28 protein-coding genes are annotated in these 25010 nt (G+C 64.1%); 18 read left to right on the forward strand and 10 right to left on the reverse strand.

Annotated features, from left to right (window positions below; translation table 11 throughout):
• Nucleotides 1-35 precede the first annotated feature (35 nt).
• The 3 genes from GGD62_RS35670 to GGD62_RS35680 all read left to right on the forward strand — a co-directional run bounded on the left by GGD62_RS35670 (nucleotide 36) and on the right by GGD62_RS35680 (nucleotide 2393).
• Nucleotides 36-1610: a DEAD/DEAH box helicase gene (locus tag GGD62_RS35670; protein ID WP_183713089.1), complete on the forward strand. Its 1575-nt coding sequence runs from the start codon at nucleotides 36-38 to the stop codon at nucleotides 1608-1610.
• Between the two features lie 23 nt (nucleotides 1611-1633).
• A complete protein-coding gene (infA, locus tag GGD62_RS35675) occupies nucleotides 1634-1921 on the forward strand; it encodes a translation initiation factor IF-1 (RefSeq protein WP_008131890.1) in 288 nt (95 codons plus the stop codon).
• A 259-nt stretch (nucleotides 1922-2180) separates the two neighbouring features.
• Nucleotides 2181-2393 carry a cold-shock protein gene (locus GGD62_RS35680; RefSeq protein ID WP_018318776.1) on the forward strand — a complete coding sequence of 71 codons (213 nt, stop codon included), beginning with the start codon at nucleotides 2181-2183 and terminating at the stop codon, nucleotides 2391-2393.
• Nucleotides 2394-2493: 100 nt separating this feature from the next.
• On the opposite strand, the gene GGD62_RS35685 is transcribed toward GGD62_RS35680, so the two are convergent.
• Together GGD62_RS35685 and GGD62_RS35690 are read right to left on the reverse strand one after the other, a co-directional pair.
• Nucleotides 2494-3108, reverse strand: a complete 615-nt coding sequence (locus tag GGD62_RS35685) for a TadE/TadG family type IV pilus assembly protein (protein WP_183713092.1) — start codon at nucleotides 3106-3108, stop codon at nucleotides 2494-2496.
• A gap of 23 nt (nucleotides 3109-3131) precedes the next feature.
• Nucleotides 3132-3671: a TadE/TadG family type IV pilus assembly protein gene (locus GGD62_RS35690; RefSeq protein ID WP_246800419.1), complete on the reverse strand. Its 540-nt coding sequence runs from the start codon at nucleotides 3669-3671 to the stop codon at nucleotides 3132-3134.
• On the opposite strand from GGD62_RS35690, the gene GGD62_RS41175 reads away from it, so the two are divergent.
• Entirely contained in the window at nucleotides 3565-3945 is a 381-nt protein-coding gene (locus tag GGD62_RS41175; RefSeq protein ID WP_246800420.1) for a hypothetical protein, read from the forward strand. The genes GGD62_RS35690 and GGD62_RS41175 overlap by 107 nt on opposite strands.
• Here GGD62_RS41175 and GGD62_RS35695 read toward each other — a convergent pair.
• Nucleotides 3942-4442 (reverse strand): pilus assembly protein N-terminal domain-containing protein, encoded by a 501-nt coding sequence (locus tag GGD62_RS35695; protein WP_092254378.1) that lies wholly within the window; start codon nucleotides 4440-4442, stop codon nucleotides 3942-3944. The genes GGD62_RS41175 and GGD62_RS35695 overlap by 4 nt on opposite strands.
• Before the next feature lie 150 nt (nucleotides 4443-4592).
• Nucleotides 4593-5420 carry a sterol desaturase family protein gene (locus GGD62_RS35700; protein WP_183713098.1) on the reverse strand — a complete coding sequence of 276 codons (828 nt, stop codon included), beginning with the start codon at nucleotides 5418-5420 and terminating at the stop codon, nucleotides 4593-4595.
• A 269-nt stretch (nucleotides 5421-5689) separates the two neighbouring features.
• On the opposite strand from GGD62_RS35700, the gene GGD62_RS35705 reads away from it, so the two are divergent.
• From GGD62_RS35705 to GGD62_RS35750, 10 genes are all read left to right on the forward strand, one after another.
• Nucleotides 5690-5854, forward strand: a complete 165-nt coding sequence (locus GGD62_RS35705) for a Flp family type IVb pilin (RefSeq protein ID WP_007599783.1) — start codon at nucleotides 5690-5692, stop codon at nucleotides 5852-5854.
• Nucleotides 5855-5930: 76 nt separating this feature from the next.
• Nucleotides 5931-6071: a hypothetical protein gene (locus GGD62_RS35710; RefSeq protein ID WP_183713122.1), complete on the forward strand. Its 141-nt coding sequence runs from the start codon at nucleotides 5931-5933 to the stop codon at nucleotides 6069-6071.
• A gap of 123 nt (nucleotides 6072-6194) precedes the next feature.
• Nucleotides 6195-6719: a prepilin peptidase gene (locus GGD62_RS35715; RefSeq protein WP_183713101.1), complete on the forward strand. Its 525-nt coding sequence runs from the start codon at nucleotides 6195-6197 to the stop codon at nucleotides 6717-6719.
• 128 nt (nucleotides 6720-6847) lie between these two features.
• On the forward strand, nucleotides 6848-7645 hold the full coding sequence (gene cpaB, locus GGD62_RS35720; protein WP_026202070.1) for a Flp pilus assembly protein CpaB: 798 nt from the start codon (nucleotides 6848-6850) through the stop codon (nucleotides 7643-7645).
• Nucleotides 7646-7656: 11 nt separating this feature from the next.
• Nucleotides 7657-9132 (forward strand): type II and III secretion system protein family protein, encoded by a 1476-nt coding sequence (locus tag GGD62_RS35725; protein ID WP_179738062.1) that lies wholly within the window; start codon nucleotides 7657-7659, stop codon nucleotides 9130-9132.
• A gap of 20 nt (nucleotides 9133-9152) precedes the next feature.
• The gene (locus tag GGD62_RS35730) at nucleotides 9153-9887 is read left to right on the forward strand and encodes a CpaD family pilus assembly protein (protein ID WP_183713104.1); all 735 of its coding nucleotides are present in this window, start codon (nucleotides 9153-9155) and stop codon (nucleotides 9885-9887) included.
• Complete coding sequence (locus GGD62_RS35735; RefSeq protein ID WP_018318787.1) at nucleotides 9884-11152, forward strand: AAA family ATPase; 1269 nt, start codon at nucleotides 9884-9886, stop codon at nucleotides 11150-11152. Before GGD62_RS35730 ends, GGD62_RS35735 begins: the two co-directional genes overlap by 4 nt.
• A gap of 21 nt (nucleotides 11153-11173) precedes the next feature.
• Entirely contained in the window at nucleotides 11174-12643 is a 1470-nt protein-coding gene (locus GGD62_RS35740; protein ID WP_018318788.1) for a CpaF family protein, read from the forward strand.
• 10 nt (nucleotides 12644-12653) lie between these two features.
• Nucleotides 12654-13631: a type II secretion system F family protein gene (locus GGD62_RS35745; RefSeq protein WP_018318789.1), complete on the forward strand. Its 978-nt coding sequence runs from the start codon at nucleotides 12654-12656 to the stop codon at nucleotides 13629-13631.
• A 9-nt stretch (nucleotides 13632-13640) separates the two neighbouring features.
• On the forward strand, nucleotides 13641-14615 hold the full coding sequence (locus GGD62_RS35750) for a type II secretion system F family protein (RefSeq protein WP_018318790.1): 975 nt from the start codon (nucleotides 13641-13643) through the stop codon (nucleotides 14613-14615).
• 75 nt (nucleotides 14616-14690) lie between these two features.
• Here GGD62_RS35750 and GGD62_RS35755 read toward each other — a convergent pair whose 3' ends face one another.
• Nucleotides 14691-15506: a tetratricopeptide repeat protein gene (locus GGD62_RS35755; RefSeq protein ID WP_179738058.1), complete on the reverse strand. Its 816-nt coding sequence runs from the start codon at nucleotides 15504-15506 to the stop codon at nucleotides 14691-14693.
• Nucleotides 15507-15739: 233 nt separating this feature from the next.
• A complete protein-coding gene (locus GGD62_RS35760) occupies nucleotides 15740-15943 on the reverse strand; it encodes a hypothetical protein (RefSeq protein ID WP_018318792.1) in 204 nt (67 codons plus the stop codon).
• A gap of 200 nt (nucleotides 15944-16143) precedes the next feature.
• Between GGD62_RS35760 and GGD62_RS35765 the strand changes: the two genes are divergently transcribed.
• From GGD62_RS35765 to GGD62_RS35780, 4 genes are all read left to right on the forward strand, one after another.
• Nucleotides 16144-17517: a M17 family metallopeptidase gene (locus GGD62_RS35765; RefSeq protein WP_183238222.1), complete on the forward strand. Its 1374-nt coding sequence runs from the start codon at nucleotides 16144-16146 to the stop codon at nucleotides 17515-17517.
• The gene (locus GGD62_RS35770; protein ID WP_183713107.1) at nucleotides 17510-18352 is read left to right on the forward strand and encodes a C40 family peptidase; all 843 of its coding nucleotides are present in this window, start codon (nucleotides 17510-17512) and stop codon (nucleotides 18350-18352) included. The genes GGD62_RS35765 and GGD62_RS35770 overlap by 8 nt, the downstream gene beginning before the upstream one ends.
• A gap of 200 nt (nucleotides 18353-18552) precedes the next feature.
• A complete protein-coding gene (locus tag GGD62_RS35775) occupies nucleotides 18553-18834 on the forward strand; it encodes a hypothetical protein (RefSeq protein WP_092254365.1) in 282 nt (93 codons plus the stop codon).
• 36 nt (nucleotides 18835-18870) lie between these two features.
• Nucleotides 18871-19098, forward strand: coding sequence for a hypothetical protein (locus GGD62_RS35780; protein ID WP_092254363.1), 228 nt, complete (start codon nucleotides 18871-18873; stop codon nucleotides 19096-19098).
• Between the two features lie 79 nt (nucleotides 19099-19177).
• Here the strand turns inward: GGD62_RS35780 and GGD62_RS35785 are convergent, their stop codons facing one another.
• From GGD62_RS35785 to GGD62_RS35800, 4 genes are read right to left on the reverse strand one after another with little or no spacing between them, the layout of a single operon-like run.
• Nucleotides 19178-20815, reverse strand: a complete 1638-nt coding sequence (locus GGD62_RS35785; RefSeq protein WP_018318797.1) for an ABC transporter ATP-binding protein — start codon at nucleotides 20813-20815, stop codon at nucleotides 19178-19180.
• 4 nt (nucleotides 20816-20819) lie between these two features.
• Nucleotides 20820-21998, reverse strand: a complete 1179-nt coding sequence (locus tag GGD62_RS35790) for an ABC transporter permease (RefSeq protein ID WP_026202073.1) — start codon at nucleotides 21996-21998, stop codon at nucleotides 20820-20822.
• Nucleotides 21998-23107: a microcin C ABC transporter permease YejB gene (locus tag GGD62_RS35795; RefSeq protein WP_092254361.1), complete on the reverse strand. Its 1110-nt coding sequence runs from the start codon at nucleotides 23105-23107 to the stop codon at nucleotides 21998-22000. Before GGD62_RS35795 ends, GGD62_RS35790 begins: the two co-directional genes overlap by 1 nt.
• A 2-nt stretch (nucleotides 23108-23109) precedes the next feature.
• Nucleotides 23110-24996, reverse strand: coding sequence for an extracellular solute-binding protein (locus GGD62_RS35800; RefSeq protein ID WP_183238219.1), 1887 nt, complete (start codon nucleotides 24994-24996; stop codon nucleotides 23110-23112).
• Nucleotides 24997-25010: the final 14 nt, after the last annotated feature.

Below are 25010 nucleotides of genomic sequence, written 5' to 3' on the forward strand. Positions count from 1 at the left end.
GCCGCGCTGAATGCGCCGGGCGTTGCGCTTTTGACATGGAAAGAACCCCTCTTTTGACTTCGTTTCAGGACTTCGGCCTCGCCGAACCCATCGCGCGCGCTCTTCAAGAAGAGAACTACGTCACCCCCACCCCCATCCAGGCCCAGACCATCCCCACGGCGCTGACCGGCCGCGACGTCGTCGGTATCGCCCAGACCGGTACCGGTAAGACCGCGTCCTTCGCGCTGCCGATCCTGCACCGCCTGCTCGAGCACCGTATCAAGCCGCAGCCCAAGACGACCCGCGTCCTGGTGTTGTCGCCGACCCGCGAGCTGTCCGGCCAGATCCTCGACAGCTTCAACGCCTATGGCCGCCACATCCGCCTGTCCTCGACGCTCGCCATCGGCGGCGTTCCGATGGGCCGCCAAGTCCGCTCGCTGATGCAGGGCGTCGAAGTGCTGGTCGCCACCCCCGGCCGCCTGCTCGACCTCGTGCAGAGCAACGGGCTGAAGCTGTCGAGCGTCGAATTCCTCGTGCTCGATGAAGCCGACCGCATGCTCGACATGGGCTTCATCAACGACATCCGCAAAATCGTCGCCAAGCTGCCGATCAAGCGGCAGACGCTGTTCTTCTCGGCCACCATGCCCAAGGACATTGCCGAGCTGGCGAACGCGATGCTGCGGGACCCCGCCCGCGTCGCGGTGACCCCGGTCTCCTCGACCGCCGAGCGCATCAATCAACGCATCGTCCAGGTCGATTTCTCCGCCAAGCCAGCCTTCCTGACCAAGCTGCTGAAGGACGAGCCGGTCAACCGCGCCCTGGTCTTCACCCGCACCAAGCACGGCGCGGACAAGGTGGTGAAGTCGCTCGAGAAGGCCGGCATCCCCGCCAGCGCCATCCACGGCAACAAGTCGCAGAACCATCGCGAACGGACGCTGGCCCAGTTCCGCTCGGGCGAGATCCGCACCCTGGTCGCCACCGACATCGCCGCCCGCGGCATTGACGTCGACGGCATCAGCCACGTCATCAATTTCGACCTGCCCAACGTGCCGGAAACCTACGTCCACCGCATCGGCCGCACCGCGCGTGCCGGCGCCGACGGCACCGCGATCTCGCTGGTCGCAGGCGGCGAGGAACTCAGCTATCTCCGCGACATCGAACGGCTGATCAAGGTGGCACTGCCGCGCGAAGATCTCCGCACCGACGCCGGCCGCCGCGATGCGGGTCCTCCCGCGCCGCAGCAACGACAGGGTCGCGGAGGCCGCCCGGGCCAGCGTCCGCAAGGTGCAAGGCATGGCGAGGGACGCCATGGTGACGGACGTCGCAGCGACGAACGACATGCCGACGGACGCCACCATAGCGCCGGCAAGCACGGCGATGGACGCCCCGGTGAGGGCCGACATGGCGGCGAAGCGCGACATGCTGACGGGCGGCCCGGCAATGGCCCGAAGGCCTCAAAGGGGTCTCGTCGTCCACACTCTGGCGGGAAGACGCATTCTTCTGCAGGCAGTCGTCCAGAACAGCGTTCCGCGCATAGCGCCGGGGCACCTGATGGGATACAAGGCGTTGCCTTTTTGCGCCGTGAGAGTCGGCCGAACGGCCAACCGAACCGCAAACCCTATTCGCACTAGCCGTCCACGACCTGGAGAAATTCATGGCTAAGGAAGAGCTGATCCAGTTCGAAGGACTGGTCACCGAAATCCTCCCCGACGCACGCTACCGCGTGCAGCTCGACGCCGGACACGAGATCGTCGCCTATACCGCCGGCAAGATGAAGAAGAACCGCATCAAGACGCTGGCAGGCGATCGCGTGACGGTGGAGATGTCGCCCTATGACCTCGAGAAGGGCCGGCTGATTTTCCGCCACAAGGACGAGCGTCCCAGCGGCGTGGGCGGACCGCCTCGCCCGGGCCAGCGCGGCGGCCAGTTCCGCCGTCGCTAGGCGCCTGAGCGCGGAAGTAAGATTCCGACCTTTATGTGGATCCGCCGCGGCCATCGCGGCGGATCAAAAAATCGTGCATGTCCGGATTGTTTTGAGACCCCAATTCCGATAAAATTAATTTATCGATTTTCGGCCGGACGACATTAGCATCCACCGGTACAGCCGGTTCAGACACGCTGACGACCCTTCCAAAAATTCGATCTAACCGGCCTGCGCAAGCGGGCTCTCACATTGTGTTATCTGAGAAGGGACTACCCCCGTGAGCATGGGAACCGTGAAGTGGTTTAACGCGACCAAAGGCTTCGGCTTCATTCAGCCCGACGATGGCGGCCAGGACGTGTTCGTCCACATCAGCGCTGTGGAGCGTGCGGGCCTCGGCACGCTGCGTGAAGGTCAGAAGATCTCCTACGAGATCGTGGCCGACCGTCGTTCCGGCAAGTCGGCAGCGGACAACCTCCGCTCCGAAGGCTGAGCCTCCGGGCGTTGGGCCGATCGGCTCGCGCAAGCCAAAGAAAGCAAGAAGGCCGTGCGCAACGCACGGCCTTTTTCATTTTAGCGCCTGCTCGCGGATATCAGCACGTCGACGGCACGCCGTTGTAGGGAACGCAGGTGACCTGGCGCGGCCGCGTGTAGGACAGATCGCTCAAGGGCAGGCTCGACTTCAACACGTAGCCTACGGACGGCGTGTAAGTGTAGCTCGCCTCGCTGAGGATGAGGTAGGTCGACGGAATCAACAGCGTCGAGGGAATCATGGTGGTGACCTTGTCGCCGGCCTTGCGAGCCGAGGTCGCCAGCGTCGCTTGCGTCGCGCCGCTCGCAATGGTGCCGGCCTTGCTCCACTGGACCGTAGCAATGCTGTTGGCATCGATATAGATCTGGGAGACCGTGCCCTTCACCAGACTGGCGTCGTAGGGCATGATGACCGAGATGCTCGCCGTGAACGTATCCTTCATGTCGGCATCGGCGAGCGTCGTCGACTGCGACGTCAAATCGGACAGCGCCCGCGCGATCAATGTAACCTTGCGATCGATCGCCACGGCCGACGAGAATTCGACGGTGCCGAAGAACATCACCAGCATCAGCGGGACGATGACCGCGAATTCGGTCGCCGCGAGCGCGCGCTTGTCGGCGACGAAGTCGCGCGCGGAACTACATGCATTCCGCCAGATATTCGCAATCGCCTGCATCGGTCCGCTCGGATCCATCTGTCTCAGAAGGGTTCGTTCTTGAAGGCCGTGGTCGCCACCATCAGCCGTTTGTTGCTGCACCCGATATTGTAACCGAGGCCGGTGACGATGAGCGGCCATTGATAGAACAGCCGCACCACGACCACCTGGCCGGAGGTCCCGGCACTGTACTGCATGCCGGTCGGGTTGAAATTGCAGGAATCGCCGTAGTTCGTCAGGCTTAGCGACCCGAAGGAGCTGGTGCTCACGACGTCGACGTAGAGCTTGCTGCAATCAAACAGCGCCGGGATCTGCGTGCACACATAGGCCTTGAACGTCGTCTGGTCGCACGCCATGACCACGCCGGGCGTGGTCTGACAGGCCGCTACCGAACCGCCCTGCGCTTGCGCCTGGCCGGTCAGAATCGCGCGCGCGGAATTTTGCGTGATGGTCTCGAGCACCTGGCTCGCGAGGAACATGAGCGCCGTTTCGATGATGGCGAACAGCAGCGCGAAGAACATCGGTGCGACCAGGGCGAACTCGACGGCCGCGGAACCGCGGCGGTTGCCGCAAAACCGGCCCAGCGCTTTCCGGAGTGTGAATCTCGAAGGTGCAGGCAATGGCATCGCGTCAAATTCCCCAGCAACGGGCGATCAACTGTCCCGTTCAATAGCGGAAACTGATTGTTTAAGTGTTTCAGGCGATCCGCAGCCCGCGGACCGCGCCATTAAGAACGTGTTAACCAGCCGCGATCCCAAGCTCGCGGAAAGCACGGCGCGCGCCGAGACCTCTGCTTCGCATCTGCAAAGCGGTCTGGCGGGCTCCTGTCCGGGCAAACCCGCCGATCGGTCCTGCTAGTTGGACTTGGGCGGACCGCCGCCACCACCACCGCTGGCGCTGGCGCTCAGCGAGCCGGCCTGGCTCATCGTGTTGTTGAAATAGGTGTCGCTGTCGCCGAGCGTCACGCGACGCTGGCAAAGCGGCACGCAGCTGTAGGACTCGCGCTCGATCCCGCGATAGACAGTGACGAGCCGGTCGCTCGGACCTTCGACCTGGATCTGGCGATCGACCAGAATCTCGCCGGCCCGGTCGAGTGCGATGAAATTGGTGGCACCATAGCCCTTGCCGGTCACGACGATCATGCCGCCGGGCTGGAGCGTGACGTCGGCGATCAGGGGATTGCCGACCACGATGGTCGCCACCTTGCCGGGCAGCCGCACCAGCTTGGCCTGGTCGACATTGACGGCGATGGTGTCGGCGGTGGGCTCGGCAAGGCCGGCAGCCGGCGATGCCAGCACCGCAGCCGCAACCAGAAGACAGACGCGCGCCCGACGGCGCAGCAATTCCTTACGCATACTCTTACCCCCGGGACGTCACAAACCAGCGGAAGCGACTCGATACAACGAAGCCAGTGCCCGACCCGGCTAACCTGCCCTTAATTCGTGAACGTTCCGCAAACTCGCCGACTATTGTTTGAACAGACTGGCGTTTTAGCGCCTTGGAGGCTAGCTGCGGAACGGATAGGCGAACTGGCCCGCGATCTCCTTCGGCATCGTCGCTTCGTCCTTGCCGTAATCCTGCGGCAGTTCACCCTCGGGCATACGGAAGGTGCCGAACAGAACATCCCAGATCGGGAACGTGCCGGCAAAATTGGTGTCGCCGCCCTCCTCGAGCGAGGTGTGGTGCCAGCGGTGGAACACCGGCGTCGCCAGCAAATATTTGAACGGCCCGAAGCTCCAATTCAGGTTGGCGTGCACGAAGGCCGAATGGAAGGTCGTGAACGGGGAGAGCCAGACCATCGCGTTCGGGGAGATGCCGGCCATCAGCAGCACGACGTCGACGCCGATCGAGCCGAGCACGAGATTGACGGGATGGAAGCGGGCCGCCGAAATCCAGCTGATCTCCTCCGAGGAGTGATGGATGGCGTGGTACTTCCAGAACCCGCCGCCGTGGAACAGCCGGTGCAGCCAATACAGCATGAAGTCGGACAGGACCAGGAACAACCCGGCCTGGACCCAGAGCGGCATTAACGACAGCGGGCCGTGGCCATTGTCATAGAAGGCGATGAGCTCGTCGGCGTCGTGGATGTTGAAGACGAGGCTCGCGCCGACGACCAGAAGTCCGATCCGCATGGTGCGGGCGAACACCGGAACGAAGAACCAGTAGCAGATGTCGGTGACGATCTCGCGCTTGCGCCACCACGGCGCGCCGGCATTGCAGGCCCAGAAATGTTCGAGCACGGTGAAGACGGCCGCGAGCGCGAAGGTGATGGGGATCACCTTGACGATGGTCTCGCCGAGCATCAGGGCGACTTGCATGGGCAGGCTCGACATTGTCGCCTCTCTTGCGAATTCCAGCTCTGTTACGCCTACGCCGCTAAATTTAAGGGAGCGTGAAGCCGGCGCCGCGCCGACGGTACATCCGGAACCGGAACGAATTACAGGAGCCGCCTTAAGACGAAATTCACTCTGGGCCAAAGCATCGCGCCGCAGGCGGGTTTGCCTGATCGAATTAACTCTACCGAAAGAGCTCGGCTCTCATGGTCATCGGGTCAATGACGGCGCCGAACGAGGCGATCCCCACCCCAGATGGAGTTATGTTCATGAAGAACTTGATTGCACGTTTCGCGAAGGATGAATCCGGCGCCACCGCCATCGAATACGGTCTGATCGCCGCCGGCATCGCGCTGGCCATCATCACCGTCGTCAACAACCTCGGCACCACGTTGAACGCCAAGTTCACTTCGATCAGCAGCTCGCTGAAGTAAGCAACCGACGAACGACGGCAAAAGCCCCGGATCTCCGGGGCCTTTGTTTTTCCGAAGACGGCGAGTTCCAGTGGCGTTGCGTAAGTACAGAACCGATGCCGCGATCGCGGCGGATGAGACAGCGGCGGCACAGGCCGGCTCGCCGGCCTATTGGGTCTGCCTTGCGCTGCTGCTTGCGACGGCCGTGCTCGCCGCGCGCATTGCCAGCCTCTGGTGACGACGCGTTCCGCGACTTCAGCCGCGTGGGCTGCTTGCTGCCGTTGTCGGTTTGTTTAGCACTGCCGGCTAGCATCGCCCGACGCCAGTTCCCGCGGCAAACCCAGGCCTCAAGACGCAGCCCATGATCCTCGACCTTGCGCGCCTTCTGCTCTTCCCGGCCCTGATGGCGTTCGCTGCCGCGAGCGATCTCTTCACGATGACGATCTCGAACCGCGTGTCGCTGGCGCTGGTCGTCGGCTTCTTCGCGCTTGCCCTCGCCGGTGGCATGGCACCTTACGAGATGCTCAGTCATGTCGGCGCCGGCGCGCTTCTTTTGGTCATCGCCTTCACCTGCTTTGCGATGGGCTGGGTCGGCGGCGGTGACGCCAAGGTGGCGGCCTCCGTCGCGCTCTGGTTCGGCTTCGCACAGTTGATGAACTTCCTGCTCTACGCCTCGCTGTTCGGCGGGGCGCTGACGCTGCTCCTGCTCCAGTTCCGGCAATGGCCGCTGCCCTACGGACTGGCGGGTCAGGCCTGGCTCGCCCGGCTGCATGCCAAGGAGAGCGGCATCCCCTACGGCATCGCGCTCGCACTGAGTGCGCTGATGGTCTACCCGGAGACCGAATGGGTGAAGGCGATTGATCTCGCTCACCTCGCGCTGCGCTGAACGCACCGGGTAAACCCGGCGTTAAGGCGATTTAGATACGCCTCATTAACCATGCTTTGACGAATAGCTGGTCAACTGCCGATTACGGCGGCGGCAGCGTCGCGGCGTTTTGTTGGAAAGTGAAGCGTATGAATAGGGCACGCATTGTCGTCCTGACGGTCGCCATCTGCGCCGGCGGTGTCGCCGCGTACCTGGCGAGCGGCTCGGACAATTCTGCGCCGCCTCCGGCCCCGGTCGCGCAGCTTCCGACCGTCGACGTCCTCGTGGCCAAGAACGACATCGGCCTCGGCCAGACCGTGAAGCCGGAAGATCTGCAATGGCAGACCTGGCCGGCCGCGACCGCCAGCGCCACCTTCATTCGCCGCAACGAGCGTCCCGAGGGCGTGACCCAGGTGACCGGTTCGATCGCGCGCGCCCCCTTCATTCAGGGTGAGCCGATCCGCGACCAGAAGCTGGTCAAGGCCGAGGGCTCCGGATTCATGGCGGCCATCCTGCCCAGCGGCATGCGGGCCATCTCGACCGAAATCTCGCCGGAGACCGGCGCAGGCGGCTTCATCCTGCCCAATGACCGCGTCGATGTCCTGCTGACACGCCGCCTCAAGAACCCGGACCAGACCGCCGGGGGCCAGGACGTCGTCACGTCCGAGATCATCCTGGTCAACGTGCGCGTCCTCGCCATCGACCAGGCTCCGAAGGAAAAGGACGGCCAGAACACCGTGGTCGGCAAGACCGTGACCCTGGAACTCACTTCCGCACAGACCCAGGCGCTTTCTTCGGCCCGTCAGGCCGGAACGCTCTCGCTGGCGCTGCGCAGCATTGCCGACGTCAAGATGAGCGAGATCACGCTCGACGAATCCGCCCAGAAGCGCGACGGCGTCTCGATCATTCGCTACGGCATCCCGAGCTCGACGGCGAAAGCACGATGAGGACAGGCGACATGAAATGCAGGGCAGATTCAGCGACGATGCGAACCGCCATGGTCCGCGCCCTGTCGTTTTCGGCCGCCTTCGCGCTGGCATTCAACCCGGTGCTGACCCCCGTTGTCGCCGCCGACTATCGCCCGGGCGCGGCGGTCGCCGCCGACGGTCAGATGAACGCCCGCTTCCTTTCGCTCGGCATCGGCAAGTCCGTGGTGATCGACCTTCCGCGCGACATCAAGGACGTGCTGGTCGCTGACCCCAAGATCGCCAATGCGGTGGTCCGCTCGGCGCAGCGCGCCTACATCATCGGCGCCGCGCTCGGCCAGACCAACATCGTGTTCTTCGATTCTGCAGGCCAGCAGATCGCGGCCTATGACATCGCGGTCAAGCGCGACCTCAACGGTGTGCGGGCGGCGCTGAAGCAGGTCCTGCCGAATTCAGACATCCAGATCGACGGGCTCGGCGACGGCATCGTCCTGACCGGCACGGCGGCGAACCCGATGGAAGCGCAGCAGGCCAATGACCTCGCCGCGCGCCTGGCCGGCGGCGCCGACAAGGTCGTGAACTCGATCGTGGTCCGCGGCCGTGACCAGGTCATGCTCAAGGTGACGGTGGCGGAAGTCCAGCGCAACATCGTCAAGCAGCTCGGCATCGACCTGACCGCGAACCTCAACTACGGCACGTCGGTGGTGAGCTTCTCCAACTCGAATCCGTTCACCGCTCTCGGCCACAACCTCGTGGACGGCAACAATCTGACCACGAAGTTCGGCGCGGCGCCGTCGGTGCAGGCCACCCTGCGCGCGATGGAAACCGCTGGCGTGATCCGCACGCTGGCCGAACCGAACCTGACCGCGATCTCCGGTGAATCGGCAACGTTCATCGCCGGCGGCGAATTCCCCGTGCCAGCGGGCTATGCTTGCGATCCCACCACGCATGTCTGTACCACCCAGATCAGCTTCAAGAAGTTCGGCATCTCGCTCAACTTCACCCCCGTGGTGCTGAGCGAAGGCAAGATCAGCCTGCGGGTGATGACCGAGGTCTCGGAGCTGTCGAACGAGAATGCGATCACGCTGTCGCAGGCCGTGACCTCGACCTCGGTGAACTCGGTGACGGTGCCCTCGATCAGGACCCGCCGTGCCGAGACCTCGCTGGAAATTCCCTCCGGCGGCGCGATGGCGATGGCCGGCCTGATCCAGCAGCAGACCAAGCAGGCCATCAGTGGATTGCCGGGACTGATGCAGCTCCCGGTCCTCGGCACGCTGTTCCGCAGCCGCGACTTCGTCAACAACGCGACCGAGCTGGTCGTGATCGTGACGCCTTATGTCGTTCGCGCGGTGGCGCCAAAGGACCTGTCGCGGCCGGATGACGGCTTCGCCCCGCCTGCGGATCCACAGGCCCAGCTGCTCGGCAACATCAACCGCCTTTACGGCGTGCCCGGCCGGACCGAACCGGCCAAGAACTACCGCGGCACCTACGGCTTCATCACCGACTGAGGCGAAACGGGGACTTCACGATGATCACAAGACCACCCCAGCTTCGCAAACGCGCCATCCGTCTCGGTGGCGCGCTCGTTGGCATGGCGCTCGCGCTCGGCGGGTGCCAGCATGACGAAGCCGTCACGGCCTCCATTCCCGACGACTACAAGCAGCGCCATCCGATCGCGATCGAGGAACAAAATCGTTCGATCGTCGTCTTCGTCGGCCATGCCCGTGGCGGATTGACGGCCGACCAGCGTGCGGACGTGATGGGTGTCGCATCGGCATGGTTGCACGAAGGCACGGGCGCCATCCGTATCGACGTGCCGTCCGGTACGCCCAATGCGCGTCCGGTCGCGGACACGATGCGTGAAATCCAGGCGATGCTGGCGGGAGCAGGCGTTCCGCCGCGCGGCGTCAACGTTCGCCCCTACCAGCCGGAAGACAGGCGCTTCCTGCCGCCGATCCGGCTCACTTATTCCAAGATCGCCGCGGTCGCGGGTCCCTGCGGCCTGTGGCCCGAGGACGTCGGCCCTTCGATCAAGAACAAGAGATGGTTCGAGAACAAGGACTATTACAATTACGGCTGCGCCTATCAGCGCAACCTCGCAGCGATGGTCGACAATCCGTCGGACCTCGAGCAGCCGCGGCCTGAAACTCCGTCCTACACGGCGCGGCGTATCACCGCTCTCGAGAAATATCGCAAGGGTCTCACGACGGCGACCACCTATCCCGAGGCCGACAAGGCCAAGCTCAGCGACACCGGCAAATGATCAGCTACGCTCGCCAGACACACGAAGAGCAGCCGGACGCAGCTCCTCCGCCGGTCGAGGAGCATATTGCGCCCGCGCCGCGCGTCTCGGTCCAGGCTTTCTGCGAGACCGTGGAAACCGCCGCCGCGGTCCAGTCGGCCGGCGAAGACCGCCGCCTCGGCAAGGCCCATCTGAAAATCCAGATGGGCGGCATGGCCGCTGCAACCGAGGCCTACCGCTCGGCCCCGACGCCGAACGTCATCGTGCTCGAAAGCGACGGACGCAACGACCTGCTGGGCGGGCTCGACCAGCTCGCCACCGTCTGCGACGCCGGCACCCGCGTGGTCGTGATCGGCCGGATCAACGACGTCACACTCTACCGTGAGCTGGTGCGCCGCGGTGTCAGCGACTACGTGCTCGCGCCGGTCGGCGCGATCGATGTCGTGCGCTCGATCTGCAACCTGTTCTCCGCCCCGGAAGCCAAGGCGGTCGGCCGCATCATCGCCGTGGTCGGCGCCAAGGGCGGCGTCGGGGCTTCCACCATCTCCCATAATGTCGCCTGGGCGATCGCGCGCGACCTCGCCATGGACGCCGTCGTCGCCGATCTCGACCTCGCCTTCGGCACCGCCGGGCTGGACTACAACCAGGACCCGCCGCAGGGCATAGCCGACGCCGTGTTCTCGCCCGATCGCGTCGACACCGCCTTCATCGACCGCCTGCTGTCGAAATGCACCGACCATCTCAGCCTGCTGGCGGCGCCGGCGACGCTCGACCGGGTCTATGATTTCGGCACCGACGCCTTCGACGCCGTGTTCGACACCCTGCGCTCCACCATGCCCTGCATCGTGCTCGACATTCCGCACCAATGGTCGGGCTGGACCAAGCGCGCCCTGATCGGGGCGGACGACATCCTGATCGTGGCCGCGCCCGACCTCGCCAATTTGCGCAATACCAAGAACCTGTTCGATCTGTTGAAGGCCGCGCGCCCCAACGACCGGCCACCGCTCTACTGCCTGAACCAGGTCGGCGTGCCGAAGCGCCCCGAAATCGCCGCCGCGGAGTTCGCCAAGGCGATCGAGAGCCAGCCGATCGTCTCGATCCCGTTCGAGCCGCAGATCTTCGGCTCGGCCGCCAACAACGGCCAGATGATCGCGGAGATCTCCGCCAACCACAAGTCGATCGAGATGTTTCTTCAGATCGCCCAGCGCCTGACCGGTCGCAGCGAAACCAAGAAACAAAAGTCGTCCCTGCTTTCACCCCTGATTGACAAGTTGCGGGGAAAATAAGCCGCCGCATGGAGTTGTTAAGTGTTCGGTAAGCGTAGCGGAACAGACACCGACCTTCGGGCGCCCAAGCCCGGCGCCGTGTCGCCCGAGCCTGCCCAGGCTCCGGCGCCGACGGTGTCGCGCGCCCCGCCGCCGCCGGCTGTCGCCTCGCCGCCGCTTGCGCCTGCCAAGGCGCCGCCGCCTCCGGCCATGGAGAGCCGGCGGTCGGACAATTATTACGAGGTCAAGGCGACCATCTTCGGCGCGCTGATCGAGGCGATCGACCTCGCTCAGCTCGCCAAGCTCGATTCGGAGTCCGCGCGAGAGGAAATCCGCGACATCGTCAACGAGATCATCGCGATCAAGAACATCGTGATGTCGATCGCCGAGCAGGAGGAACTGCTCGACGACATCTGCAACGACGTTCTCGGATACGGTCCGCTCGAGCCGCTGCTGTCGCGCGACGACATCGCCGACATCATGGTCAACGGCGCCAACACCGTCTACATCGAAGTCGCCGGCAAGATCCAGCGCACGGGAATTCGCTTCCGCGACAACCAGCAGCTCCTCAACATCTGCCAGCGCATCGTCAGCCAGGTCGGCCGGCGCGTCGACGAATCCTCGCCGATCTGCGACGCGCGCCTCGCCGACGGCTCCCGCGTCAACGCCATCGTGCCGCCCCTGTCGATCGACGGCCCCACGCTCACCATCCGCAAATTCAAGAAGGACAAGCTGACGCTCGATCAGCTGGTCAAGTTCGGTGCGATCTCGCCGGAAGGCGCCGAAATCCTCCAGATCATCGGTCGCGTCCGCTGCAACGTGCTGATCTCCGGCGGCACCGGCTCCGGCAAGACCACGCTGCTCAACTGCCTGACCAACTATATCGAGCATGACGAGCGCATCATCACCTGCGAGGACGCCGCCGAGCTCCAGCTCCAGCAGCCTCACGTGGTGCGGCTGGAAACCCGACCGCCCAACATCGAGGGCGAGGGCCAGATCACCATGCGCGAGCTGGTGCGCAACTGCCTGCGTATGCGCCCCGAGCGCATCATCGTCGGCGAGGTTCGCGGACCCGAGGCGTTCGACCTGCTCCAGGCCATGAACACCGGCCATGACGGATCGATGGGCACGCTGCACGCCAACAACCCGCGCGAAGCCCTGTCGCGCTGCGAATCCATGATCACGATGGGAGGCTTCTCGCTTCCCTCACGCACCATCCGCGAGATGATCTGCGCCTCCATCGACGTGATCGTCCAGGCTGCGCGCCTGCGCGACGGCTCGCGCCGCATCACCCACATCACCGAGGTGATGGGCATGGAAGGCGACACCATCATCACCCAGGATATCTTCCTCTACGACATGGTCGGCGAGGACGCCAACGGCAAGATCATCGGCCGGCACCGCTCGACCGGGATCGGCCGTCCGAAATTCTGGGAACGCGCCCGCTATTACGGCGACGAGAAGCGCCTTGCCGCTGCGCTGGACGCGGCGGAAGTCGCGCCGAAGACGTGAGCCGTTCAGCATGAACATGCAGGTCCTCGCCCTCGCATTCCTTGCCACCGCGGCGGTCGGCGGCATCGCCTGGGTCTTCCTCTATCCGCTGCTGTCCGGGGAACGAAAGGCCGAAAGCCGCCGCGCTTCGATCTCGCGCGCCGAGGCGCCCACGGCCCGCCAGGCCGAGAAGACCCAGCGCTCGCGCCGCGAGCAGGTCGAGACCACGCTGAAGGATCTCGAGGCGCGACGCCTGCAGGAGAAGAGCGCTCCGCTCCCCGTCCGCCTGTCGCAGGCGGGGCTCGATTGGACGCCGCAGAAATTCTGGATCGTCTCCGCCGTCGTGGCGGGCGCGTTCTTCGCAGCCGCTCTGTTTGCCGGCGGCGGCCTGATCGGTGCTGCCGGCCTCGCCTTTGCCGGCGGTTTCGGCCTGCCGCGCTGGGCGCTGGGCTTCCTGAAAAAGCGCCGCGAGGCCAAGTTCCTGGCGGCACTGCCCGATGCGGTCGACGTGATCGTCCGCGGCATCAAGGCGGGCCTGCCCTTGTTCGAATCGATCAAGGTCGTCGCGGCCGACGCGCCCGAGCCGCTGCGCAGCGAGTTTCTGGCGATCATCGAGACCCAGGCGATCGGCATGCCGCTCGGCGAGGCCTGCTCGCGGCTCTATGATCGCATGCCGTTGCCGGAGGCCAACTTCTTCGGCATCGTCATCTCGATCCAGCAGAAATCCGGCGGCAACCTCTCCGAAGCGCTCGGCAACCTTTCCAAGGTGCTGCGCGACCGCAAGAAGATGAGGGAAAAGATCCAGGCCATGTCGATGGAAGCCAAGGCCTCGGCCGGCATCATCGGCTCGCTGCCGCCGATCGTGATGTTCCTCGTCTATCTCACGACGCCACATTACATCTCGGTGCTGTGGACCCATCCCACCGGTCAGCTCATGCTGGTCGGCTGCGTCGTCTGGATGGCGGTCGGCATCATGGTGATGAAGAAGATGATCAATTTCGATTTCTGACGGTGCAGTATGGTCCAGTTTCTCGTCGCGAAACTACATGACGTCCACTTCATGACCATGATGCTGGCGGCCATTGCCGCCAGCGCCACCGTCTATACGCTGGTGATGCCGCTGTTCGCCGGCGAAGGCCTCTCCAAACGCATGAAGGCGGTGGCGAGCGAGCGCGAGCGCATCCGGCAGCGGGAGCGTGAGCGCCTTCACAAGAATGAAAAGGTCACGCTGCGCCAGACGCCGAAGCAGCTCGTCTCCAAGGTCGTCGAGGACTTCAACCTCACCAAATGGCTCGCGCAGGAAGCCGCGCGCGACAAGCTGATCATGGCGGGTTACCGCGGTCAGGCGCCCTACATCACATTCCTGTTTGCCCGCATGGTCACGCCGATGGTGCTCTTTATCGGCTCGGTCATCTACGTTTTCCTGATCGCGCATCTTCAGCAGGGCATGCCGATCAAGATCGGCATCTGCATCGGCGCCGCCTATCTGGGCCTCCAGGCGCCGATGCTGTTCCTCAGGAATGCGATCTCCAAGCGCCAGCTCTCGATCAAGCGCGCCTTTCCCGATGCGCTCGACCTGCTTCTGATCTGCATCGAATCCGGCATGTCCGTCGAGATGGCGTTCCGGAAAGTCGCCACCGAGATCGTGGGACAGTCGATCGCACTGTCGGAGGAGTTCACGCTGACCACGGCCGAATTATCCTATCTGCAGGATCGCAAGGTCGCTTACGAGAATTTGGCGCGACGCACCGGACTCGAGGGCGTCAAGTCGGTGTGTCTCGCGCTTCAGCAGGCGGAGCGTTACGGCACCCCGCTCGGACATTCCTTGCGCGTCATGGCGCAGGAAAATCGCGACATGCGCATGAACGAGGCCGAAAAGAAGGCTGCCGCCCTGCCGCCGAAGCTGACCGTGCCGATGATCCTGTTCTTCCTGCCCGTGCTGTTCGTCGTCATTCTCGGACCGACAGGCATCAAGATCTCCGAGATGCAATGACGCAAGACGCGGGCCGCGCACGCGGCTCGCGGGCCGCTTTCAGCATAAGACGATAGAAGAGACTATCAGCTCGGATCAATCGGGCTGGCTGAGCGAGGCGACCGGCGTCCGCTTCGGTGCGCCACGGGGAGCGTCGCTGCGGCTGAGCATCTCCTTGAGATAGGCGACGTTGGCCGCGGCCTGATCCGGTGGCAGATCCGCCTTCACGATGGTCTCGGCTTCGGCGAAGCGACCCTGCAGACCGACGACAAGACCGAGATTCTGCCGCACCCGGATGCTCGCACGCGGCGAGGCGTAGGCCTGCCGTAGCGCCTCTTCGGCCTTCGGAAGGTCTCTCGACAACATGTAGGACAGGCCGAGATTAGAGAGCACACCGGGATCACCCGGTGCGATCTTGAGCGCGCTCGCGTAGTAGGAGCGCGCTTCCTCGTGACGGCCCATCTGGTCCAGCGCGGTGCCCTGCACCGAAAGCAGGCGCCAATCCGGATTGTCAGGCGAATGCGCTTTCGACAGCACGTCGTAGGCTTGCTGGAAATTACCGTTGTCGGCGAGCGCGCGGCCGTATTGGGCGAGCAGCGCCTTGTTGCCGGGATTGGCGATGGTCGCCTGCTCGAGCACGGCGGCGGCCTGGGCGCGCTGACCGTTGGCGCGCAACGCCTGACCGTAGGCGAGCGCGGCATCGGCATCCTTGGGATTGGCGCGGTAGCGCTCGCCATAGACCTCGACGGCGCGCGCCGGATCGGTGGGAGCCGCCTCTGCCCGTGGTCCGCCGATCGAGCCCGTCACGTCGGAGAGCTTCGACATGCCCGTGCAGCCGCCGAGACCCATGGCCACCGCCGCGACCAGCGAGGTGGACGCAAGAAGCCGAGGAAGACTGAACCGTAGACGCATGACGCTTTGACTCTCGAGCCGATTGATCGAGCCGAACGCGTCAGCAATAGACTGTTAACCCTAACGGCCGGTTAACACCCGCTCCCCGGGGCCGTGCTCTCGTCCCGCTCGCAAGCGTCGTCAGGCTTGCGCGTTGGGAATCCAGCAGCAGCAGGTCGAAGCCCGCTCGCGCGAACGGCAGCTCTCAACACGCGATACGAGATCCGTGCGACGACGGTTTTCGTCTCGCCCGATCAATATTCGATGGCAAGCCGTTTGCGGATTTCGTCGACGCGTCTGTCGAGCGCATCGAACCGCGCGTGGACCGAGCGGTCGTGGAGATAGAAGACGTAGCCGCCGGCGAGGAACGCGAAGATCCAATGGTGGTGCTCGACATAGCCGAAAATCGCCTCGATGGCCTCGCCAATGAACGTGACCACGCTCCACACAAATTCCATTGCATTTCCTCCCGGCGCGCCTTGTCGTCGGTCGCCTGATCTCCAACTCTGGCGACCGTTGCCGGAACCTAGCATGGCCCACTCGCCGCGAGTAGCGGCTCGCTGCACGGTGACAGCAAAGCCGATTGCAGCGGCGGCGAAACTCTGCGAAGTCTCATCCGTTCGCATAACCCGTTCGATCTGACGATCCGGACCCGCCAATGCCCTCTGTCTTCGAGACGTCTTCCGCCGCCATCCCGATCACCTTCGTCACCAAATCGAGCTGGGATCAGGTCGCCGAGGCGTTGCCGCCGCCGCAACGCGCGTTCGCCACGGCATGCGCCTTTGCCGCCAAGCCGGGCGCCTATCTGGCACTGCCTGCGCCCGATGGCGCAATCGCGCAGGTGCTGTTCGGCCTCGAGGACGAGGGGGCAAGATCGCGCGACCTGTTCCGGCCCGGCGCCCTGCCCGGCCTGCTGCCGCCGGGTATCTATCGCTTTGCCAATGCACCCCACGATGCACGGCTGGCGGCGCTCGCTTTTGCGATGGGGCGCTACCGGTTCGCGCGCTACCGCAAGGCTGACAGGCCCGACGTCCGGCTGGTGCCGCCTGATGGCGTCGATGCGGCCGAGATCGAGCGGATCGCTGACGCGGCGATGCTCGCGCGCGACCTCATCAACACGCCGTCCAACGACATGGGGCCGGCGGAGCTGGCCGCCGCCGCGCAAGACCTCGCCGCGGAGTTCGGCGCAAGCTTCGCCTGCACCGTCGGCGATGACCTGGAGAAGAACTTCCCGCTGATCCACGCCGTCGGCATGGCCTCCAGCCGCGCGCCGCGGCTGATCGACATCGGCTGGGGCGATCCTGATCATCCCAAGGTGACGCTTGTCGGCAAGGGCGTCTGCTTCGACACCGGCGGGCTCGACTTGAAGCCGTCGAGCGGCATGCTGATCATGAAGAAGGACATGGGCGGCGCCGCCAACGTGCTGGCGCTGGCGCGCATGGTGATGGATGCGAAGCTGAAGGTGCGGCTGCGCGTACTGATTCCGGCGGTGGAGAATGCGGTCGCCGGCAACGCCTTCCGCCCGCTCGACATCTTCACCTCTCGCAAGGGCATCACGGTGGAAATCGGCAATACCGACGCCGAAGGCCGGCTGGTGCTCGCCGACGCGCTGGCACTGGCCGATGAGGAAAAGCCCGATCTGCTGGTCGACCTCGGCACGCTGACCGGCGCCGCGCGTGTCGCGCTGGGACCGGATTTACCGCCCTTTTACACCAATGATGAGAGCCTTGCCGCCGATGTCGCGCGCTGTGCGGTGCAGGAGAACGATCCGTTGTGGCGCATGCCGCTGTGGCCGGCTTACGATGCGTGGCTGGACTCCAAGACGGCCACCATCACCAACGCACCATCCGGCGGCTTTGCCGGCTCGATCACCTGCGCGCTGTTCCTGCAACGCTTCGTCGATCAGGCGAAGAGCTGGCTGCATGTCGACATCTACGGCTGGACACCGTCGGCAAAGCCGGCCCGCCCCGAAGGCGGCGAGTGCCAGGCCGCGCGCGCCATCTATACCTTGCTGAGCGAGCGCTATGCATGATCCGCGACTAACACCGGCGCGGGGCGACCTCGCCGCGAAATATCTCGAAGGCAAGGTCGAGGCGGATCGCTTCGTCGCCGGCGAAGAATTCGAGGTGGTTGATCCGGTCGCGCCGGTGCGCGAGCAGCCGTCTTCGGGCGCGATGCTGATGACGGAGGCATTGCGCGGCGAACGCGTCACGGTCTACGACCGCAACAGCGAGGGCTGGGCGTGGGGCCAGCTCAATGGCGACGGCTATGTCGGCTGGCTGCCGGATGCAGCGCTCATGAAATCCTCGGCGACGCCGACCCATGTGGTCAGCGCGCTGCGGACGTTCGCCTTCCCCGGCCCCTCGATCAAGCTGCCGCCGGCCGATACGCTCGTGATGGGATCCAGGCTGGCTGTGGCGCGCGAGGACGGCAGCTTCGCCGTCACGCGCGACGGCAGTTACCTGCCGAAGGCGCATCTCGCCCCGCTCGATCATCGCGAGCCGGACTTCGTTGCGGTCGCCGACCGCTTCGTCGGCACGCCCTATCTCTGGGGCGGCAAGAGCAGTTTCGGCATCGATTGCTCCGGCCTCGTCCAGGTCTCGCTGACATCGGCGGGAATCGGCTGCCCACGCGACAGCGACATGCAACTGGCCGGTCTCGGCCGCGCACTGGAGCCGCATGAGGGAAGCAGCTTGCTGCGCGGCGATCTGATCTTCTGGAAGGGCCACGTTGCCATCGTGCGCGATGGCAGCACCATGGTTCACGCCAACGCGTATCACATGGCGACCGTGATCGAACCGATCGAGCCGGCAATTGCGCGGATCAGGCAGGCCGGCAGCGAGGTCGTTGCGATCAAGCGGCTCTAGGGCCGTGGATCGAGACGATCGTACTCGATCTTTTTTCTCGGCATCCGAACAGGTTTCGGACGCGGTTGCTGACGGAACGGGCGCATTAGCACCGGCAGAATGGTTTACCTTGCGGCGCAGCTACGGAACAACGTTACATCTGAGGTGATTTGCGGAACGAAACGCGGCGTCAGTCTTTCTCTGGCTTTGGGAGGTGCCCCATGAGTTCTCAGGCCAGAGAAGGCGCGTGTGCGTTCGCTTGGCGAAACTACTTGCTGCTCCATAGCGGCATCAGCGAGAACGACGACAGGCGTTCCGCCCTCTACAGCTACATCTCCAATCTTCGCGACACCTGCGAGGACGATTTCGATCTCTTGCAGATAGCCGCGGTCGCCTATTTGAAAAAGCTGGATGAACTGCATGACGACCAATGCGCGCGCCGCGCGGCAGATCAACTTCTGGCCGAACGCTTGGAAGCAAGCAGTTCACAACAGGACAGATAGCTTAGGTCATACCACCAGAGCGAAGGAGCGAGCAGCATGGCAGACGACACCAATGCAAACCGTTTCGTGCGCGACCCTCAACGGCGCATCGCCGCAGCGACAGCAATTGGCATGAATGCCTTGAAGCCGATGATGCACTTCCAGGTCTCAATGCTGAGGATGTGGGCCGATAGTATCGAGAGGCTCGAGGCCAATTACGACAAGAACCTGGAAGACACTGCGACCAGGGTCGAGGAAGCGTCAGACAAGGAACGCGCGGCGTAACATCAAGGCGGGCTGCCCGCGCAGCCTGCTCCGGCGAAACGCTCCGGGCGCCGCGATGTCGCTCGCCTGGGATGACGGGCTACGTCGCCACCGATCCGTTGCCCGCTGTCTCCAGCCGGAACGCCGCCGCGAACAGCGCGCGTGTGTAATCGGTCTTCGGATTCTTGAATAGCTCGGCGGCCTGTCCCTCTTCGACGACCTTGCCGCCGCGCATCACGATCAGGTGGCTCGCAAGCGAGGCGACGACGCGCAGATCGTGCGAGATGAACATGTAGGTGAGTTCGCGCTTGCGCTGGAGCTCACGCAACAGATCGACCATCTGTGCCTGGAACAGCATGTCGAGCGCGCTGGTCGGCTCGTCGAGCACGACGAAGTCCGGCTCCAGCACCACCGCCCGCGCGATGCTGATGCGCTGGCGCTGGCCGCCGGAGAATTCGTGGGGATAGCGGTAGCGGGTATCGGGCTTCAGCCCGACGTCTTCCAGCGCCTTGACGACGCGCGCCTCGCGTTCCTCGCGCGACAGCCCCGGCTGATGCACGGAGAGACCTTCGGCGATGATGTCGGCGACCGACATGCGCGGGCTGAGCGAGCCGAACGGGTCCTGGAACACGATCTGCATGTCGCGCCGGAACGGCCGCATCTCCTTGAAGCGCAGGCCCTGGATGTCCTTGCCCAGGAACACGATGCGTCCGTTCGAGGAGATCAGCCGCAGCAATGCCAGCCCCAGCGTGGTCTTGCCCGAGCCTGACTCGCCGACCACACCGAGCGTCTCGCCCTTGCGCACGGCGATGCTGACGCCGTCGACCGCCTTGATGTGACCGACGGTCTTGCGCATCAGGCCGCGCTTGATCGGAAACCAGACCTTCAACTCGTTGGCGGACATCACCACCGGGGCACCCGGCTGCGGCGGCGCCGGATCGGGCTTCGGTTCCGCCGCGAGCAGGTCGCGCGTGTAGGGATGTTTCGGGCTCTTGAAGACCTGCTCGACCGGCCCCTGCTCGACGATCTCGCCGCTCTTCATGACACAGACGGTGTCGGCGATGCGGCGCACGATGCCGAGATCGTGGGTGATGAAGAGCAGGCTCATGCCGAGCCGCGAGCGGATCTCGGCCAGCAGCGCCAGGATTTGCGCCTGCACGGTGACGTCGAGTGCGGTCGTCGGCTCGTCCGCGATCAACAGATCCGGCTCGTTGGCGAGCGCCATCGCGATCATCACACGCTGGCGCTGACCGCCGGAGAGCTGATGCGGATAGCTCTTCAGTCGCGTCTCCGGCTCGGGAATACCGACCTGCGTCAGCAATTCCAGCGTCCGCCGGCGCGCCTCCGCATTGCTGGTCGGATTGTGCAGCTGGATGATCTCGCCGATCTGCGCCTCGATCGTGTGCAGCGGATTGAGCGAGGTCATCGGCTCCTGGAAAATGATGGAGATGTCGCTGCCGCGAATCTCCCGCATCTCCTGCTCGGATCGGTCGATCAGCTCCTGCCCCTTGAAGCGGATGCTGCCCGAGGGGTGCGAGGCGTTCGGATAGGGCAACAGCTTGAGAATCGAGAGCGCGCTGACGGACTTGCCGGAGCCGGATTCGCCGACCAACGCCAGGCATTCGCCGCGCTTGATCTGGAAGGAGACCTTGTCGACCGCGAGCGTGGTGGTGCCGCCCTGGTGGAAAGCCACCGACAGGTCGCGCACGCTGAGCAGGGGCTGGTTGATCGCATCCATGGCCTTACCTGAACGTCTTGCGCGGATCGAAGGCGTCGCGCACCGCTTCGCCGATGAAGATCAGGAGCGACAGCATGCTCGCGACCGAGAAGAAGCCGGAGAAGCCGAGCCAGGGGGCCTGCACATTGGCCTTGGCCTGCGACAGCAATTCGCCGAGCGAAGGCGATCCCGGCGGCAGGCCGAAGCCGAGGAAGTCCAGCGCCGTCAGCGTCATCACCGAGCTCGACACGATGAAGGGCAGAAACGTCATGGTCGCGACCATCGCGTTCGGCAGCAGGTGGCGGAACATGATGACGGGATTGGAGACGCCGAGCGCCCGCGCCGCCTGGATGTATTCGAAGTTGCGCCCGCGCAGGAACTCGGCCCGCACCAGACCCACCAGCGAGACCCAGGAGAATAGCAGGAGGATGCCAAGCAGCACGAAGAAGCCGGGCACGAGCACCGACGACAGGATCAGCAGAAGATAGAGCGAGGGAATCGCCGTCCAGATCTCGATAAAGCGCTGGAAGATGAGATCGACCCGGCCGCCGAAATATCCCTGCACCGCACCCGCCGCGATGCCGATAACGGACGAGACGATCGTGAGGCAAAGGCCGAACAGCACCGAGATGCGGAAGCCATAGATCAGCCGCGCGACCACGTCGCGCCCCTGATCGTCCGTCCCGAGCCAGTTATATTCGAGGTCGCGGCAACTCTTCAGCCCCTTCTTCTCCACCACCGGCTTGCATTGCGCTTCCGTCAGCATCCATGTCGGCGGTGACGGCGCAGGCGTCGGCAGGTCCAGATTGTGGGTGTCGTAAGAATAACGGATCAGGGGCCAGACGATGCTGCCGCCCTTGTCCTTGATCAGCTTCTGCAAATAGGGATCGCGATAGTCGGCCGCGGTTTCGAAGTCGCCGCCGAAGGTGGTTTCCGAATAGGTCACGAACGCGGGCCAATAGAGCCGGCCGTCGAACTTGATCAGGAAAGGCCGATCGTTGGCGATCAACTCCGCGAACAGCGAGACCACGAACAGGGCGATGAATATCCAGAAGGACCAGTAGCCGCGGCGGTTCGCCTTGAAGTTCTGCCACCGCCGCCTGTTGAGCGGCGAAGGCGCGAAGGGCTTGCGCGTGATCGGAACGACCTCGCCCAGCGGAGACTGGGTCGTGGTCTCGATCGGCGTCGGCGCGGTAACCGTCATCAGACCTCCCGCGCCTCGAAATCGATCCGTGGGTCGATCCACATATAGGTGAGGTCGGAGATCAAATTGATCACGAGGCCGACCAGCGAAAAGATGTAGAGCGTGCCGAACACCACGGGATAGTCGCGATTGAGCACGCTCTCGAAGCTGAGCAGCCCCAGCCCGTCGAGCGAGAAGATGGTCTCGATCAGAAGCGAGCCCGAAAAGAACGCGTGGATGAAGGTCCCGGGGAAGCCCGCGATCACGATCAGCATCGCATTGCGGAAGACGTGGCCGTAAAGCACCCGGCCCTCGCCGCAGCCCTTGGCGCGCGCAGTCATGACGTATTGCTTGCGGATTTCGTCCAGGAACGAATTCTTCGTCAGGAACGTCATGGTGGTGAAGGCACCGAGCCCCATGGCGATCAACGGCAGCGTCAGATGCCAGAAATAATCGATAATCTTCCAGTACCAGGGAAACTGCGACCAGCCGTCGGAGGTCAGTCCGCGCAGCGGAAACCAATTGAAGAAGGAACCGCCGGCAAACAGGATGATGAGGAGGATTGCGAACAGAAAGCCGGGAATGGCATAGCCCAGCACGAGAACGGTCGATGTCCAGGTGTCGAAGCGCGTGCCGTCCTTCACCGCCTTGCGGATGCCGAGCGGGATCGAGATCAGATAGGTGATCAGCGTCAGCCACAGGCCGAGCGAGATCGAAACCGGCAGCTTCTCCTTGATGAGTTGCAGAACGCTGACGTCGCGGAAATAGCTCTTGCCGAAATCGAAGCGGGCGAAATTCCAGACCATCAGGGCGAAGCGTTCCGGTGCCGGCTTGTCGAAGCCGAACTGCACCTCGAGCTTCTTGATGAAGTCAGGATCAAGGCCCTGCGCGCCGCGATATTTCGAGTTGATGGCGTCGCCACCGGCCCCGACTTGCCCGGGCGCGCGCTGCGCAAAGTCGCTGCCGCCCGAAATCCGCGAAGTGCCGCCGGTGTCAGCCCCGGAGAGCTGCGCGATCACGCGTTCGACCGGGCCGCCCGGCGCGAACTGCACGACAACGAAGGACACGAAGAGGATTCCGAGCAGCGTCGGAATCATCAGGAGGATGCGGCGGGCGATATAGGCGCTCATGGTTACTTCGCCTGCTCGAGCTTGGCGGCCTTGGCAGGTTCATGCCACCAGATGTCGGGCGCGCCGACGCCATTGGCATAGCGCGGCAGCTTTTGCGGGTGACCGAACTGATCCCAATAAGCCAGCCGGTGCGTCTTGTTGTACCATTGCGGCACCCAATAGCGGCCAGTGCGGAACAGGCGATCGAAGGCGCGGCAGGCGATGGTCAATTCCTCGCGGCTGTCGGCCGCCATGATCTTCTCGATCATGGCGTCGATGGCCGGACTGGCGACGCCCGCGAGATTGTACGAGCCCTTGGTGTTCGCGACCTGCGACGAGAAGAACGCGCGCATGGCATCGCCCGGCGTCGCCGACATGCTGAAACGCTGGATCGTCATGTCAAAGTCGAAATCCTCCACGCGCGAGCGATATTGCACGGCATCAACGAGGCGGAGGCTCGCCTCGATGCCGAGCGTCCCCAAGTTCTTGATATACGGCGCGTGATGCGGCTGGAGCGAGGGCTCCTCCGCCAGGAATTCAATCTTGAACACCTCTCCGCTCGGCAGCATTCGCTTGCCGTCTTTGATCGGAAAGCCGGCTTCGTTGAGCAGCTGCTGCGACTTGCGCAAGAGAGCCCGATCCTGCCCCGATCCGTCGGAAACCGGCGGCGCGAAGGACGCAGCGAACACCTCGTCGGGAACCTGACCGCGGAATGGCTCGAGCAGCTTCAGCTCTTCCGGCGACGGAGGGCCATTGCTAGCCATGAGATCGGAGTTCTGGAACGGTGACACCGTACGGGCATAGGCGCCGTACATGATGGTCTTGTTGGTCCATTCGAAGTCGAAAGCGTCGATCAGGGCCTCACGTACGCGGGGATCCCTGAATTTCTCGCGCCGGGTGTTGATGAACCAGCCCTGCGCGCCGGACGGCGTGTCGTCGGGCACGATCTCGAGCTTGACGCGGCCATCCTTCACCGCCGCGAAGTCGTATCGCGTCGCCCAGATGCGTGAGGTGAACTCTTCGCGGTAGAGATAGTTCTTGCCGGTAAACCCTTCGAAAGCGACGTCGCGGTCGCGATAGAACTCATAGCGCACGACATCGAAATTATAGGCACCGCGGCAGGGCGGCAGATCGGAAGCCCACCAGTCCTTCACCCGCTCATACTCGATATAGCGATTGACCTCGAACTTGCCGACCTTGTACGGACCGGAGCCCAGCGGGGTCTCCAGCGACGATTCATCGAACGGGCGAGACGCGTAGTAGGCCTTCGAGAAGATCGGCAGGCTCGCGGCATAGAGCGGCACGTCGCGCGCCCGGCCCTTGGCAAAGGTGACGACGAGCGTTGCATCGTCGACCGCCTCTGCGCTGACCATGTCGCGCAGCTGCACGAGGATCAGGGGATGTCCCTTGGTCTTCAGCGTCATCAGCGAAAATGCCGCATCATGCGCGGTGAGCTTCGTGCCGTCGTGGAATTTCGCCTCCGGCCGCATCGTGAAGCGGTAGACCAGCTTGTCCGGCGATATCTGCACGGATTTGGCGGCAAGCCCGTACATCGCATCAGGCTCGTCGTTCGCACGCACCATCAGCGGCGCGAAGGTCATGTCCATGCCTTGCGCGCCGTCGCCCTTCAGGATGAAGGCGTTGAGCGAGTTGAAGGTCTGGTAGGATTGGTTGTAGGCGCGCACCGACGGAATGAGCGAGAACGTCCCGCCCTTCGGCGCATCGACGTTGACGTAGTCGAAATGGTGGAAGTCGGCGGGATATTTGAGATCGCCGAACGCCGAGATACCGTGAGCCTCGATCCCCGCTTCCGATGCATGCGCTCCGCGCCACGGCTGCGCGCCCAGCGACATCCCGAGGGTGCCGCCGACACCGAGGGCCAGCACGTGGCGGCGTGACATCTGCGTCATGCGGGGAATGTCCT

It is taken from the genome of Bradyrhizobium sp. ERR14 (genome assembly GCF_014198235.1).
In the GTDB taxonomy this organism is placed as follows: domain Bacteria; phylum Pseudomonadota; class Alphaproteobacteria; order Rhizobiales; family Xanthobacteraceae; genus Bradyrhizobium.